The sequence below is a fragment of the Chryseobacterium sp. 22543 genome (assembly GCF_052044565.1).
Taxonomy (GTDB): Bacteria; Bacteroidota; Bacteroidia; order Flavobacteriales; family Weeksellaceae; genus Chryseobacterium.
The window spans coordinates 647,872-663,144 of sequence record NZ_JBQENH010000004.1 but is presented as its reverse complement, the minus strand read 5'-3'; the positions used below and the strand labels follow the sequence as shown (position 1 = coordinate 663,144).

Below are 15,273 nucleotides of genomic sequence, written 5' to 3'. Positions count from 1 at the left end.
AAATATCAAACCGTTACAAATTTTGTAACGGTTTTTTTATTTAATCACGCAAAAAATTTTCAGAAAATTCAAATATCATTATATTTGTTGGAATGGCAACCAAAGCACTTTTCAATACCGTAGTCAACTGGTTCATCCGTCAGAGGATAGATCAGATACAGAATTTCATGGATCATCCCATTGAGACCCAGAAAGGTATACTCTTTTCCCAGCTGTTTCATGCAGAAGACACGGAATACGGTAAACTGTACGGATTCAATTCTATATCAAGTTATCAGGATTTTAAAAATAAGGTCCCGATCGTTACCTATGAAGAAATGGAACCTTATATTGAAAAAGCAAGGCAGGGTCAGAAAGATATAAGCTGGCCCGGGCTCATTAAACATTTTGCCAAATCGTCGGGAACCACCAATGCCAAGAGTAAATTTATCCCCATTTCTGCAGAAAGCCTGGAATACTGTCACATGAAGGCAGGAAAGGATATGGTTTCCATTTACGCCAATAACCATCCCGAAAATCAGCTTTTTAATTATAAAAATTTACGTTTAGGAGGAAGTTCTGAACTGTATGCTGATTTCAACACAAAATTTGGGGATTTATCTGCTATTTTAATTGATAACCTTCCATTTTGGGTAGAAATAACCACAACCCCAAGCAAGAAAGTCTCATTGATGGGAGAATGGGAAAGCAAACTGAAGGCGATCACCTCTGAAGTAAAAAATGAAGATGTGGGAAGTATCCTTGGGGTACCAAGCTGGATGATGGTTCTCCTTCAAAAAGTATTAAAGGAAACCAATATCGGAAGTATTTCAGAACTATGGCCGAATCTGGAGGTGTTTTTTCACGGCGGAATCAGTTTCAAGCCCTACAGGGAGCAATTCAGACAGATCATCGGAAAAAACATCAATTACTACGAAATTTACAATGCTTCTGAAGGCTTCTTCGGGATACAGGACAGATCAGACAGTGATGAGATGCTTCTAATGCTGGATTACGGTATATTTTACGAATTCATTCCCATGGATCAGTTCCATTTTTCAAATCCGAAAGTGGTAAGTCTGGAAGATGTGGAAGTAGGTAAAAACTATGCCATGGTAATTACAACCAACGGCGGTCTGTGGAGATACCTGATTGGCGATACCGTTGTCTTTACATCAACCAATCCATTCAGAATAAAAATAACAGGAAGAACAAAACATTATATCAATGCATTTGGTGAAGAACTGATGATTACCAATGTGGAATCTGCCCTTTCAAAGGCATGTGAAGCTACGGGAGCGCAGATCACCGATTTCACAGGAGCTCCTGTCTTTATGAAAGGAAACGAAGGAGGTGCCCATGAATGGATTTTTGAGTTCAGTCAGCATCCAGATAACCTGGACCTCTTTATTGATGCTTTTGACAAGCATTTAAAAACAATCAACTCTGATTATGAAGCAAAGAGATACAACAATTTGACGCTTAAAAGACCTATTGTACATATTGCTAAAACCAACCTTTTCTATCACTGGCTGGAAGCTAAAGGAAAACTTGGCGGGCAAAATAAGGTGCCAAGGTTGAGCAATGACAGAGAATATATTGAACCTTTGCTGGAAATGAATAAATAAAGATATAGAATATCCATTCTGGTCAATTAATAAAAAAAAGCCGTAACTCAATTAGAATTACGGCTTTTATTTTATTTACTTAAGTCTTCTTTCACTTTTTTCGCAGCTTCCTCTACTTTTGAAGCTCCTTTTTTCGCGGCTTCTTTAGCATCTTGTCCTACTTTATTGGCTTCAGTTTTGATATCCTGACCGGCCTTCTGAAGATCCTGTTTCGTTTTATCAGCTGTTGCATCAATTTTATCTTTAGCCTTTTGAGCTGCATCATCAATCTTATTACCAGCGGCATCTACTTTTGCTTTCACATCTTCTTTTGCATTGTTGATTTTTGCAGTATCAACAGTAGTTGGAGTTTCTGTAACAGTAGTAGTGGTTGTAGTAACTGATCCGTCAGCGTTATCTACCTGCTCTGTTTTCGTTGTTGATTTTGTACATGCTACAGTGAATACTGAGATCACCATTGCTGTAAGGATTTGTTTTTTCATATTGTCTATTTTTTAATGATATAGGCGTTATTGTGTTTTAGAGTCTGGACCCGAAGGCGTTTCTACAGACTTCTTTTTCTTTTCTGCATCTGCTTTTTTCTTTTCCTCTTCCTGTTTTGCTTTATTTTCTTTTTCAAGCTCTGCCTTTAGCTTGCTCTCCTCTTCCTGAAGCTTTTTAGCCTGTTTTACAGAGTCCAGATACTGGGGGGAAGACATTCTTATCTTTCGGGCAATATCTACTGAAACAGCGCCGGTAGAAAAGGAATCAACAGCAATAGTATCATAGTTCCTTTTAACATCCTGTTCCGCAGCGAAACCCGGAGATTCCTTCTTGGAACATGCAGTGAGAAGAATTGTGAAAATAAAAATCACAGACAGTATATTTTTCATGGAACTAATTTAGCAGAAATTCTGCAATTACAGGATAGTGATCCGATAATTTCACAGACTGATCTACTTTATAGCTTAGAGGAATAATAGATTTTGAACTGAAGATATAATCAATTCTCAAAGGTACTTTATAGTCATGAAAACTGCTTGCGCTTCCCTTTCCTGCTACTAAAAAGGCATCCTGAAGATCTTTTCCCAGATTATAATATTCATAAGAATTGGGAACAGAATTAAAATCTCCGGCTAAAATAACCGGGTAAGGTGATAAATCTACCATCTTTCTGATTCTTTTTACCTGATCTTCATGGGCCTGAAATGTAGGAGTCATGTGAGAGAGCAATGTTGAAACATTTCCAAATCCAAGTGCATCTAACTTCGTAAACATTGACTTATGAAGTCTGAAAGGTTCAAGATAGACATTAATGATTCTGACTACCTTTCCATTGATATCAATATCAGCATAGAATGAATTTCCTCTTGCTTTCTCATCAATCAACTCTGCCTGTCTTACAATTTTATGTTTTGTTTTCAGAATAACAGAAGGATATTTTATAAGATCCCGTTTTATGGCACGGTTAGTATCTTTTTCCTGTACAAGAATAATATCTGCATCCTGTTCTTTAATGTAATTTTTCACTTTATCCCAACCATATTCTCCATATTTTACATTAAATGTCAATACTTTAATATCCCGTATTGTTTTTCCATTCTCTGTTTTTGGTGAAAAGTTGACCCATCGTCTGATGGGATTATAGAAGATAAGTGTACCCAGTGCAAAAGCGATAGCTATTTTTTGTTTTTTGAAGATCCATATCAGTGTAAGAATCAAATGTGCTAAGATCAGATAGGGGAAACCAAGTGATAGCAGGTTAAGGTAGCCCAAAAGATTAGGCGGAATCCATGCATTCCCCAATGTGCTTAACAGCAAAACAGCAATAACGATATGTATAAATAGTAATATCTGATTCGACTTCATGAAAAAACGGTCTTGGTACGCTTTTCTTTCAACAAAAATCCTACCAAGCAGATAACTTTAACTCTTTTTATGATTATTTGCTTTCCGTGGAAAATTTCACGATGACAGGATAATGATCTGAAATACTTACAGAACGGTCAACTTCATAAGATATTGCCCTTAATGATTTTGAAGAAAAAACATAGTCGATCCTGATTGGAAATTTATAGTCGTGAAAACTGGTTGCACTGCCCTTTCCGGCCGATAAAAATGCATCTTCAAGCCCATCCGATAAATGATAATATTCATAAGAATTAGGAACAGAATTGAAATCTCCTGTAAGAATAACGGGGTAAGGTGAGGTCTCAATAACCTGTTTGATCAAAACTGTCTGCTCCTGATGTTTCTTAAAAGTTGGAATCAGCCTTTTTACAACATCTTTTGCTTTTTGTTCGTTGGAATCGGTATTTCCATTAAGTCTTACCATATCTTTATCAAAGTGGAACGGATTAAGATATACATCAATAAACCGATATACCTTTCCATTAATCTCGATATCAGCCTGTAAACCAGGAATTCTTATATTTTCATCCTGTGGGTCGATAATTTTATGATTAATAATTTTATGTTTGGTCAAAATCGTTAACCCTGCTCCCGGATTTACTTTCTGATATCCCTCAAATTGATAATCTTTACCAGCATCTTCCTGTAAAAGGATAACATCTGCACGCTGAGATTTTAGATAAGGTCCAATTCCGGCATTTCCTCTTCCCCCTGCCCTCGTATTGAAAGAGACTATTTTTATTTCTGAATTTCCATTTTTAGGAGAAGAATAATTCACCCATCTTTTTACCGGGTTGATAAATGCAAGCCCTGCAAACATGAATACAAAAGCTCTTTTTTTCCAGCTGAAAACCCAGAATATCGTCAGAATGATATAAGAGATCATAAGTACCGGAAAACCTAAGGAAAGCAAGTTAAACCATGGGAAAACCTTCGGTGGAACATAAGCATTCAATAATGTACCCAGCAGTAAAAACAGAATTCCCAGATGCAGGATGAATAATATGAGTCGGAAAACCTTCACAATCTTATTTTAATTGAATCTGTACAAATGCTTTTTCCAAATTACTGCCAGCAGCCATCCTACCAAAGCTCCCCCTACGTGAGCGAGGTGAGCAATGCCGCCTCCATTCCCGGAGACACCAAGGAACACAGAAACAACAACAATAATTGGCAGAAGGTATTTTACTTTTATAGGAACCGGAATAAACATGATTCCAATTTTAGAATCTGGATAAAGCGTCGCAAATGCCGCTACAACTCCGAAAATAGCTCCAGAAGCCCCAACCATGGGTGTAGCTACAATGTCTTTGAAACTTTCAAGTAATTCTTTTTGTTTAAGAATGGAATCTGCATTCCCTGCAAACCCAACACTGGCACCTGACAAATATGCATTTACATTAAACCCCAGCTGTTCCAATTCACTGGAAAGCTGCTGAACTTCTACAAAATTCCACAAATTGAAAAGGAAAAATGCACCTAAACCACTTGCAAAATATAAAATCAAATACTTTTTATCTCCTAATGTCTGCTCCAGAATGGGTCCAAAGCTAAAGAGCGTCATCATGTTAAATAAAATATGCATGATACTTCCGTGCATGAACATATGGGTAATAACCTGCCATGAATGGAAAAAAGGGGAGAACGGATAAAAGCCCGCGAGATACCCAATCATCTGGTTTCCCATGAAATAAGTAACAATAAATACTATAACATTGATTATAATAATATTCCTTGTAATGGGCGGTATATTGTTAAACATAATTTAAAATTTGTTTTTAAAATCATTAAACGGAACTTCATAATAGCATCTTTTTCCATCCGGCAAAAACTCCGGGAAACCTAGTGCTGTAAAGTCTTTGATAAGCTGTTCCGCATCTTTTTTATAAATAAAGTCAAATCTTGACTTGGACTGCATTTTGTTCCACTGATTATGGTAGTAATGCAAAAATTCTTCTTCTGTTTTGTATTCCAGAATTTCAAAAAGGTTCTCCAGGAATTTCATTGCCTGGGTTTCTTTCAGCCCTTCAGGAAGTGAATCTATTCGAAGTACGCTTTCATGAGCAATTTTCATGTCAAACCCTAATTCCGGAAGATATTTTTTGATCGAATTGTATTTTGTCTTCTCAATCTCATTCATATGATATTCCAGAGAGAAAAGAAGAGCATGGCTGTTTGTATTTGATTTTCTGGTAGATTTATTCCCTTCAGAAACCAATAATCTGTGCATTCTTCCGAGATCCAGCATCAAGGTCACATCACCTTTATTGAAAAGCCAGTAGCCATTTGGAAGCCTCATCAGATCTTCGTCAAAATCTTCATCTTCAAATAAATTAATCTTTGAAGGTTCAGCAGTAATATTCTGATGGTACATTTCTGTAAGATTCTGAATTTCTTCTGGATGCACTACATTTTTTTCTTCCAGAAACGGATTATAATCCTTATCTACAATAATCTCCGGCATTTTTACAAAACCACTTCCACCTCCGTTTCCTTTGCTTGGAATCGGTTTATTCATCATTTCATCCAACTCCGGATCTCTGTCGAAATCAAGGCTTGGAGAGACATTATAAATCCCTAACGACCTTTTGATGGTTGAGCGGAGCAAAGCAAAAATAAGATGTTCATCTTCAAATTTCACTTCGGTTTTCTGTGGATGGATATTCACATCAATTTTCTCAGGATCAAGCTCCAGGAAAAGGAAAAATGAAGGGACATATCCGGGCTGAAGCAATCCTTCAAAGGCTTCCTGTACTGCTTTATTGAAGTATGGGCTTCTGAAATACCTTCCGTTCACAAAAAGAAACTGTTCTCCTCTTGCTTTCTTGGCACCTTCAGGCTTAGCAACGAATCCATGAAGTTTACACCAGATAATATCTTCTTTGATAGGAATCAAAAGCGGCTGAAGTTTCCTTCCGAAAACATCTACAATACGCTGCATCTGACTTCCTTTTCTCAACCTGAAAACAGCTTCATCATCATGGAAAAGGGAAAACTCCAGATTTTCATGAGCCAGTGCAACACGCTGAAATTCATCAATTACATGTCTGAATTCAATATTGTTATTTTTCAAAAACTTCCTTCTTGCAGGAACGTTATAGAAAAGATTTTTTACTAAAAAATTTGATCCGTCTGCTGTCTGAACCGGGTCTTGAAACTGGAAAACTCCGCCTTCAATATAAATGTTGGTACCAATGGATGTGTCATTCTGTTTCGTTCTGAGCTCTACTTGTGAAACTGCGGCAATAGAAGCCAGTGCTTCACCCCGGAAGCCTTTTGTAGCAATCTTAAAGATATCTTCTGTTCCTTTGATTTTGGAGGTAGCATGTCTTTCAAATGCCATACGGGCATCTGTTTCGGACATTCCTTTTCCGTCGTCTACCACCTGAATAAGGTTTTTCCCGGCATCTCTGATGATCAATTCAATCTTCGTTGCATCTGCATCAATAGCATTTTCCAAAAGTTCTTTCACGATGGATGCAGGCCGCTGCACCACCTCTCCCGCTGCAATTTGGTTGGCTACATGATCCGGTAAAAGCTGAATAATATCTGACATAAAAACGTAAATCAACTTACAAAAATAGTCAATGGAAACGGGAATTAAAATACCAAAATCGTGATTTAATATTTAATTATCAACATTTTTACTTATTTATCCCCAACCATTTTTTTTAATGTTTGTAATGAAGGGCGTTAGCTCACTTATTAATCTGATCGGGAAATTTTCATTTTAACACCTTTGAAAAACAGGATAAAAAACAACAGATTTATAGATTTTTAAGACATTTTTAAAGAAAAACACCCCTATTTCATAATAAAATAAGGGCATTTACAGCTAGTTTATACAAAAAATCAATAGTGTGTTTTATATTTTAATCTTCAAAGACAAGCTTTCTTTTCTTCTCTCTTTTAGGAATTCCATGGATTTTATCATAGAGATATGCAAAGAGATTAGGCTTTTTATAAATCCTGCTATATCTATATTTCGTGTTAAAGTGTCGAACATGAATTTTATAAGCATCATACCCGATGACAATCAGAAGACACAGACTGATTACATAGAACACTCTGAATTCCAGATAGTAATAAGTCAATCCTGAGAACACTGCTCCCATGATATAAGCAAGCATAATACTCATCAGAAGTTTTGCTCTGCCAATCAGCTCTCCGTTTCTTCTGTATTTTTTCTGTGTAAACATAGACACCAGGATTCCTAAATCGGTGGTTGTTCCCGTAAGGTGGGTCGTTTTCACGGAGAAGTTGGAGATACTTGCCGTAAGACCGTTTTGCAGTCCGGTGGCAAAAAGCATCAATGCTACCAGATATTCTGTTTCCTCTAATGTTTTCTGATAGTAAAACTGCCCGTATATTCCCACAAAAAGGAGACATATAATTTCCAGCGCAATAGGCATAGAATGGGCAAAATATTTACTTTTCTTGTTAAAGTTGATAACAATAAAGTTGGACAGAAAACTTCCGAAGAAGAATAAAAAGATCCATCCTCCTACTACTCCTACCTGCGTCCAGTTTCCTTTACTTATTTCTGCTGCTAAAATAGCGTAGTGTCCCGTTACATTCGATGTAAAAGAGAGAAATATCAATAGGGAAGCAATATTTATAGTACCCGCCGTAAAGGCAGTCAGCGTCCCCAACCTGATATTATCTCCCAGTGTCCTGCTGTTACTATAATTTCTTAACATTTTTTTATTTTTTTATTTGTGTTTTATTTAGACCTCTACAAAGATCTCTGCCAATCTTCCTCTTTCCGGAAGTCTTTCTCTTACTTCAACGGTAATTTCTTGGGATTGCAGTTCTTTGCATTTTTTGATGTAAGGAATCAGATCAAACTTACCTTTTCCCTTACTTTTGATAGATGGAGAATAATAAGCCTCTTCAATATTTTCTGCCTTTACATATTGGTTGAATGTTCTCTGGAAACTTCCTGTAAAAATATCACAAGTGATTTTATTAATCAGGTGGGGATATTTATTACTGATAATTCCATAGGCATCACAGAACTCTTCCGGTCTTATTTTATTAAAAACCGATGTTTTGGTTGTGAATAAAAGATCTCTGATAGAATCTCCGCCATCATACCCGGATGTCAGAAGGATATTATATTGGTTCTGATCTTCTGATGCATCTTTCTCCTTAAGTACTTTTTTCAATATATTCAATGACTCAAGAGAGTAATCTGTCGCAATTAAAATTGTTTTAGCCATGTTCTTTATTATTTTGTATTGTGTTTATCTTTTTTGATGATACAAAACTAGAACGACCATATTAGAACATCTTTGGAACGAAATTAAAATGTGATTAAAGAGATTAAAATGAGATTAGAAAATTGTTAAGGAGAGTTCATATAGCAAAAAACAAAATCGTAAAAGGACGAAATTGCTCATAGACATTGTTTGTTTCCGGATTGTTCTTCAGGCTGAATAAGATCAGGCTACTCTCCTTTCTGCGTACTATAGAAATTTGGGAAGCGCATTTGTACTGTAGTTCCCTGGTTTTCGTGTGAACTTACGATCAGTTCCCCGTGATGCATTCTTACGATGTTTCTTGCTAAAGGAAGCCCAATTCCATAACCTTCATAGTTGTTCGTATTGGAGGCTCTGAAGAATGGATCGTAGATTTTATTCATCTCTACTTCAGGAATTCCGATACCATTGTCTTTTACAATAATGTAGACATCTGTATTGGTAGCTCCCAGAGATACTTTTACCTGCTGAAAATTAGAATATTTGCAGCCATTACTGATGATATTGGCTACCGCAAGATGGAGCAGCTGTTCATTTCCCTGTACTTTCAGCTTTTTCGGATTATCGGGAAGCATACTGATATCAAGATAAATATTATTTCTGGAATCTATTCTTCTTAGCGTTTCAATAACATCCCAAAGCAGCTGATCTATTCTTACCTTATCCATTTTCTGGATTTTCCCATCGAATCCGGTTTGGGCAATCATTAAGAGAGCTTTAATCTTTTTATCCAGCTTTTCAGCTTCATCCAGAATGATTCCAAGAGTTTCTTTGTATTCATCGGCTGTTCTGCTGATGGAAAGAGCAACATCAGCTTCTCCCATAATGGAGGTAAGAGGAGTTCTCAATTCGTGGGAAACATTTCCGATCAGGTGATTCTGAGTTTCAAATGAGGTTTCAATACGGTTGAGCATATCGTTGAAAGTATCTACCAACTCGTTCAGCTCTTTGTTATCAGGCTGAGACTCCAGCCTTAAGTGAAGATTTTCAGAACTTATCTCTTTTACTTTTCCTGTAATTTTTAAGATAGGTCTGAATAACGTTTTGGAAAGATAAAAAGAGAAGATCATACTGAAGAACAAAGAAAGAACGATACAGGTAAGCAGTGTTCTTTTTAAAAAGCCCAGATAATAAATGACATAATGATTTTTAGCTGAAGCAATAGCGATATAATCTTTATTATCATATTTAAAGCTTTGTCCTATATAATAGAATTCTTCATCATTATAATTGGACTCTCCTTCTTTGATAATATTTTTAAAGAAATAAGCAGGAATATGAACTTCCTGAGATATTTTTTTGAAATTGGAATCTCTGGGAACGGCAAAAACATAGTCCTTTTCCATTGGAAGTTCCTCATCATTCAGACTGTTGAGAATATAATTTTCCGGAAGGTCGAGATGATCTTTGCTTTTTTCAATCTGAACAATGGTCGCCGTTCTGATTTTTAGGAGCTCATAAAATCTCTGATGGGAAAAATTCACGATAGAAAAGTATACCAAACCACTGAACAGCAAAATGATGGCTGTAAAAACCAACATCAAAAGCACCATCGTTTTGGTCTGATTTGTAATCACTTTATTAAACATCCATTATGTTTTTTTCAACACATATCCCATTCCTATCACTGTATGAATCAACTTATTATCATCCTGGTTATCCAGTTTTTTTCTTAAATAGTTGACATATACATCGACCACATTGGTTCCCAGTTCGTAGTTCACTCCCCATACTGCATCCAGAATTTCAGCTCTGGAAATTACTTTTTCCGGATTATTCAGGAAATATAGCAGGAGTTTATATTCTGTAGAAGTAAGCGAAATGTCTTCTCCTGCGCGGGTTACCTTCTTGGTATAATCATTCACCATCAGGTCTGAAAACTGAAAAACATCTTCATTATCAGGTTCAGATTCAATGGCTTCCTGCGGACCGTTGTTGTTGCTTCTCCTTAGCAAAGACTTCACACGTGCTACCAGCTCTATGAATTTAAAAGGCTTTACAAGATAATCATCTCCTCCGCTTTCCAGTCCAAGAACGATATTTTCAGAAGTTCCCAAAGCAGTTAGAAACAAAATCGGAACGTTCTGATTGGTTTTTCTTATCTCTTTACAGACATCCAGACCATTCATTTCCGGAAGCATAATGTCTAAAATTACCAGATCAAAATCGTTAGCCTGCACCAGTTGTACTCCTGTACGGCCGTCAAAAGCTACAGAAATTTCATATCCATTTTCCTGAAGTCCTTTTTTAATAAAAGAAACTACACTGGTTTCGTCTTCGATAAGAATAATTTTTTTCATAAATGAAATAAGGAGTTTCACAAAAATAGGGAAATTTTATTGGGGTGGACAAAAAGAGCAAGCAGAAGGCAAATTCAGTATTCCTTTTTCAATAATAATTTTCAATGAATTGATTCCCTACCTTATTCAAACTCTATATAATAATATTACCTTTGCTTTTAATAGAATGATGAAAAAATAATTCAGGGTTAAATTACATAGAGTATGAACGACTTTTTAATAGGTATCGGCAAGAGATTAAAGGATATTAGAAAAAAGAATAATTTAACCATCAATGATCTGGCTTTCAAAGCGAATGTGAGTAACGGTCTTGTTTCCAGAATTGAAAACGGAAGGACGATTCCTTCACTTCCTGTCTTATTGGATCTGATTCAGTCTCTTGAGATTGATGCCAGCTACTTTTTTGAAGGGGTTGAGAAAAAATCCAATGCCAAATTCATCTATGTTCCGAAAGAAAGCCAGCAGGTAATAGAAAAAGAGGTAGAAGCTGAAGGATTCAAGTATATGCATATCTTCAGCAAAAGTCTTCATTCTTTGGGATTTGAAGCGGCACTCCTTACCCTTGAACCCAATTCAAAAAGGGAAAAAGTTATTACCGATGCCTGGGAATTCAAATATATCCTGAAGGGAGAAGTGAAATACGTGATTGATAATGAAGAAATCATTTTAAAAGAAGGTGATTCTCTATATTTCAATGGTAAGTTTCCTCACGTTCCGGTAAGCATCAGCGATGAAAGCTGTGTGATGCTTGTCCTTTATTTTTATACTGCTTAATCGCATTTTTTTTAACGCAAAGTTTTTTATTTGACTTTGTCATTCTGACGAAGGAAGAATCCTATTTACATTCAATAGTATAAAATTCTTCATTGCATTGCATTGCATTCAGAATGACAATTCTAGAGTAGAATCAATCTCATTGATTCTTTATGAGTGCACGCATCACAAGAACGCTTCATCAGCGACAAAGTCGCAACCTTTGCATCCTTATAAATATACTGTTAGAATCATTAAACTTTGCGTTTAAAATAATAATCATTTTACTCATTCTTCTTCAATTTTTGATTTCCAGACAAAACAAAAGTTTACAAATATGCAATTTTTGATTTTCTGCTTTCTCCCAAAATGAACGAAATATGAAGCAAAACACCCCTATTTTAGATCAATTTCCCATTGAATAACTATAAAGCAATATTTATAAAAACGTTGTGTGAACAAACTCTATCTCTTTTTTATTCTATTTTAAAAGATCAATTTCAATGGTTTTCAAAGTAAAATAGTCGTAATAAACAGTGTCTATTTGTTAAACAATACTTAACACAGAATATTTATATATATTAAAATTATTAGCTTGATTTGCATAAAAAATTTAATATATGTAAAAATGAAAGCAAATTTAGAGAAATTACTTACCCTTGTTTTTGTCTGTTTCATTGTCTTTGTTTCAGCACAGAAACAGTTAATTATAGGAACTGTTCTGGACGACAGCCAGCCTCTCCCTGGGGCCACAGTCAAAATAAAAGGCTTATCTAAAAATATAGCGACTGATATTGAAGGAAAATTTACCATCAATGATATCAAAGAAGGTCAGTACACGCTACAAATCAGCTACATCGGATATGAATCTACAGACATCAATGTAGATCTGAAGCCAGAACAAACGGTTGATTTGGGAATCATCAAACTTTCCCAACCCCGAAAAAACATTGATGAAGTAGTCGTTACCGGAACGCTGAAAAATACGGAAGCAAGAGCATTGAATCTTCAGAAAAATGCAATCAATATTACCAATGTCATTGCCTCTGACGGAATCGGAAAGCTACCGGACAGAAATGCGGCAGAGACCGTACAGCGTGTACAGGGAGTTTCTATTGAAAGAGACCAGGGCGAAGGAAGATTTGTTTCTCTGAGAGGACTTCCGCCATTCTGGGCTTCTACAACCATCAATGGAAACAGACTTCCTACCGCTGAGGAGGAAACAACATCAAGAGCAACAGCATTCGACTTTTTTCCTACGGAACTGATCTCGTATGTACATGTAAACAAGTCTTTTACCCCGGACATGGAAGCAGACGGAATTGGTGGTGGTGTCAATTTTATCACCAAGACTCCGCCAATGAAAACAGAATTCAAAGCAACTATTGGAAGTGGATATAATGCTAAAGCTGATAAAGGAGTGTATAACCTCGGATTTTTATATGGAGGAAGAACAAAAGATAAAAAATTCGGGTACCTTTTCAATTTTGCCCATTTCATCAGGAACTGGTCTACAGATAACTTTGAAGCGAGAAGAAGTGGTGATGAAGGTGTTTTCAGGCTGGAACTTCGTGATTATAACGGAGTAAGAAAAACAACAGGGATCAATACGGCTTTTGAATATGTATTGTCTCCAAAAACTACTTTCTATTTAAAAGGAATGTATGGTACATTATCGGATGATGAAACCCACTACAAACATAGAATCCGATTTGATAAATTCAGCAGCGCCAACAATACAGCGAGAATAGAGCTTCAGAATATCCACAATTTATTAATTACAGAGCTTACTTCTGTCTCTTTGGGAGCCGTTCATAATTTAAATAAAGGAAAAATCGACTGGGACTTATCTTACTACGACAACAAATTCAAGTATGGAAATATTCCTGATAAGCAGAATAATTCTTACTATGTCATCAAGTACACTCAATCTGGTGTAGGCATTAATCCTGATTATATTTCAGATCATGGAAATGGACCAAGAGCTTATTGGAAAGCCGATGGTGGGAAATTAGATTATAAAAACCCAGATGCTTTATTCGGTTTTTACAGTGATCCGAACTTTAAAATGGATGCTTCCCAAATGAGATTTACAGATCTTGAATTTTATAAAGTTTTTGTAGAGGAAAAAGACAAAATCGTAGCAGCATTCAACCACGAAATTAATGCATCTGATAAATTGACCTTAAAATATGGTTTTAAATACAGAGATAAAGAACGTAATGCAAAGTTCTCTGATATTTTCTACAACTGGAACAATGGTACTGCCCCACTTCTGTCTGAGTATTCACAATATATCACAACACAGCCCAATGGACCGAAATATTTAAGTGAAATGAATGCTCATATCGGCAATACTTTTGGACCCGTACTTTCTACAACAGGAATGAACCAGTTCTGGTATCAGAATCAAGGGAATCTAAAGATTAATACGGCTGATTCCGAAGCACTGCAGTACAATAAAGCATTAGGAAGAAATTTTGATGTCTTTGAAAAACATGCAGACGCTTACGGGATGGCAACCTATAAACTGAATGATAAGATCATCATTTTAGGAGGAATCAGATTATCAAATACCAATACCAAAGTAAGAGGATACAGCGTAAATGATGATGTACTGACTCCAGTAGAAAACACCAAAAACTATCTGGCTGTTCTTCCGATGATTCACTTGAAATATACATTAAATGATAAAACCAACCTTCGTTTTGCTGCGACTAGAACTTTCTCAAGACCGAACTTTGGAGATCTCACCCCTGGAGGAACTTATATTGAAGCAGACAATGAGTTTAAAGGAGGAAACCCAAATCTTAATCCTACCTATTCTTTGAATTTTGATTTGATGGGAGAATATTATTTCTCCAACGTAGGGATTCTGAGTGGCGGCGTTTTCTATAAATCGATTACAGATCCTATTTTTCAGGATTCTTTTATCGGAAATTATAACGGAATTACGGGTGTACAATTTACAGCACCTAATAATGGAAAAGCAGCATGGCTTGGAGGTATTGAACTTGGAATTAACAAAAGATTCGACTTCCTTCCAGGGTTTTTACAATACTTCGGAGTACAGCTGAATGCCACATTCATGACCTCTGAAATGGAGAAGCCAAGCGGAAGAACGGTAGCACTGCCCTATCAGGCAAAAGAACTATACAACGCACAACTTTTCTTTGAGAAAAAAGGATTCAATGCAAGGCTGGCTTACAACTATAAAGGAAAGTATGCTGTAGAATATGCTGAGGAAGATATCAACGATTCTTATTATGGTAAATACAGCAATCTTGATTTCGGAGGGTCTTATCAGTTTACAAAATATCTGACTTTATATGCAGATGTAAACAATATTCTGAACAAACCTCTGATCTATCACTTCGGTAAAAATGAAGACCGCCCTGAACAGGTAGAATATTACGGAGTACGATTCAATCTTGGAGTAAAACTGAACTTCTAAACCATTAT

Annotated in this window: 13 protein-coding genes; 3 read left to right on the top strand and 10 right to left on the bottom strand. The window is 36.1% G+C overall.

What is annotated here, in order from left to right; genetic code table 11:
- The first annotated feature begins 92 nt into the window (after positions 1–92).
- Positions 93–1,607 carry a GH3 auxin-responsive promoter family protein gene (locus tag ACTJIP_RS17535; protein ID WP_077413165.1) on the top strand — a complete coding sequence of 505 codons (1,515 nt, stop codon included), beginning with the start codon at positions 93–95 and terminating at the stop codon, positions 1,605–1,607.
- 71 nt (positions 1,608–1,678) lie between these two features.
- Here ACTJIP_RS17535 and ACTJIP_RS17530 read toward each other — a convergent pair whose 3' ends face one another.
- The 10 genes from ACTJIP_RS17530 to ACTJIP_RS17485 all read right to left on the bottom strand — a co-directional run bounded on the left by ACTJIP_RS17530 (position 1,679) and on the right by ACTJIP_RS17485 (position 11,058).
- Positions 1,679–2,089 carry a hypothetical protein gene (locus ACTJIP_RS17530; protein ID WP_077413166.1) on the bottom strand — a complete coding sequence of 137 codons (411 nt, stop codon included), beginning with the start codon at positions 2,087–2,089 and terminating at the stop codon, positions 1,679–1,681.
- Positions 2,090–2,116: 27 nt separating this feature from the next.
- The gene (locus tag ACTJIP_RS17525; RefSeq protein ID WP_180564836.1) at positions 2,117–2,479 is read right to left on the bottom strand and encodes a hypothetical protein; all 363 of its coding nucleotides are present in this window, start codon (positions 2,477–2,479) and stop codon (positions 2,117–2,119) included.
- A gap of 4 nt (positions 2,480–2,483) precedes the next feature.
- Complete coding sequence (locus ACTJIP_RS17520) at positions 2,484–3,455, bottom strand: endonuclease/exonuclease/phosphatase family protein (protein WP_175627164.1); 972 nt, start codon at positions 3,453–3,455, stop codon at positions 2,484–2,486.
- Positions 3,456–3,528: 73 nt separating this feature from the next.
- Positions 3,529–4,521 carry an endonuclease/exonuclease/phosphatase family protein gene (locus tag ACTJIP_RS17515; protein ID WP_228408572.1) on the bottom strand — a complete coding sequence of 331 codons (993 nt, stop codon included), beginning with the start codon at positions 4,519–4,521 and terminating at the stop codon, positions 3,529–3,531.
- 9 nt (positions 4,522–4,530) lie between these two features.
- Complete coding sequence (locus tag ACTJIP_RS17510; RefSeq protein ID WP_077413169.1) at positions 4,531–5,259, bottom strand: rhomboid family intramembrane serine protease; 729 nt, start codon at positions 5,257–5,259, stop codon at positions 4,531–4,533.
- 3 nt (positions 5,260–5,262) lie between these two features.
- Positions 5,263–7,053: a DNA mismatch repair endonuclease MutL gene (mutL, locus tag ACTJIP_RS17505; RefSeq protein ID WP_180564837.1), complete on the bottom strand. Its 1,791-nt coding sequence runs from the start codon at positions 7,051–7,053 to the stop codon at positions 5,263–5,265.
- A gap of 316 nt (positions 7,054–7,369) precedes the next feature.
- A complete protein-coding gene (locus tag ACTJIP_RS17500; RefSeq protein WP_219071956.1) occupies positions 7,370–8,197 on the bottom strand; it encodes a YoaK family protein in 828 nt (275 codons plus the stop codon).
- A 27-nt stretch (positions 8,198–8,224) separates the two neighbouring features.
- On the bottom strand, positions 8,225–8,719 hold the full coding sequence (locus ACTJIP_RS17495; RefSeq protein WP_077413172.1) for a hypothetical protein: 495 nt from the start codon (positions 8,717–8,719) through the stop codon (positions 8,225–8,227).
- 227 nt (positions 8,720–8,946) lie between these two features.
- The gene (locus tag ACTJIP_RS17490) at positions 8,947–10,347 is read right to left on the bottom strand and encodes a sensor histidine kinase (RefSeq protein WP_077413173.1); all 1,401 of its coding nucleotides are present in this window, start codon (positions 10,345–10,347) and stop codon (positions 8,947–8,949) included.
- 3 nt (positions 10,348–10,350) lie between these two features.
- Positions 10,351–11,058, bottom strand: coding sequence for a response regulator transcription factor (locus ACTJIP_RS17485; RefSeq protein WP_440704883.1), 708 nt, complete (start codon positions 11,056–11,058; stop codon positions 10,351–10,353).
- A gap of 204 nt (positions 11,059–11,262) precedes the next feature.
- Here ACTJIP_RS17485 and ACTJIP_RS17480 point away from each other — a divergent pair, with 204 nt between their 5' ends.
- A complete protein-coding gene (locus tag ACTJIP_RS17480) occupies positions 11,263–11,832 on the top strand; it encodes a helix-turn-helix domain-containing protein (protein WP_077413174.1) in 570 nt (189 codons plus the stop codon).
- A 607-nt stretch (positions 11,833–12,439) separates the two neighbouring features.
- Positions 12,440–15,265, top strand: coding sequence for a TonB-dependent receptor (locus ACTJIP_RS17475; protein WP_440704882.1), 2,826 nt, complete (start codon positions 12,440–12,442; stop codon positions 15,263–15,265).
- Positions 15,266–15,273 lie beyond the last annotated feature (8 nt).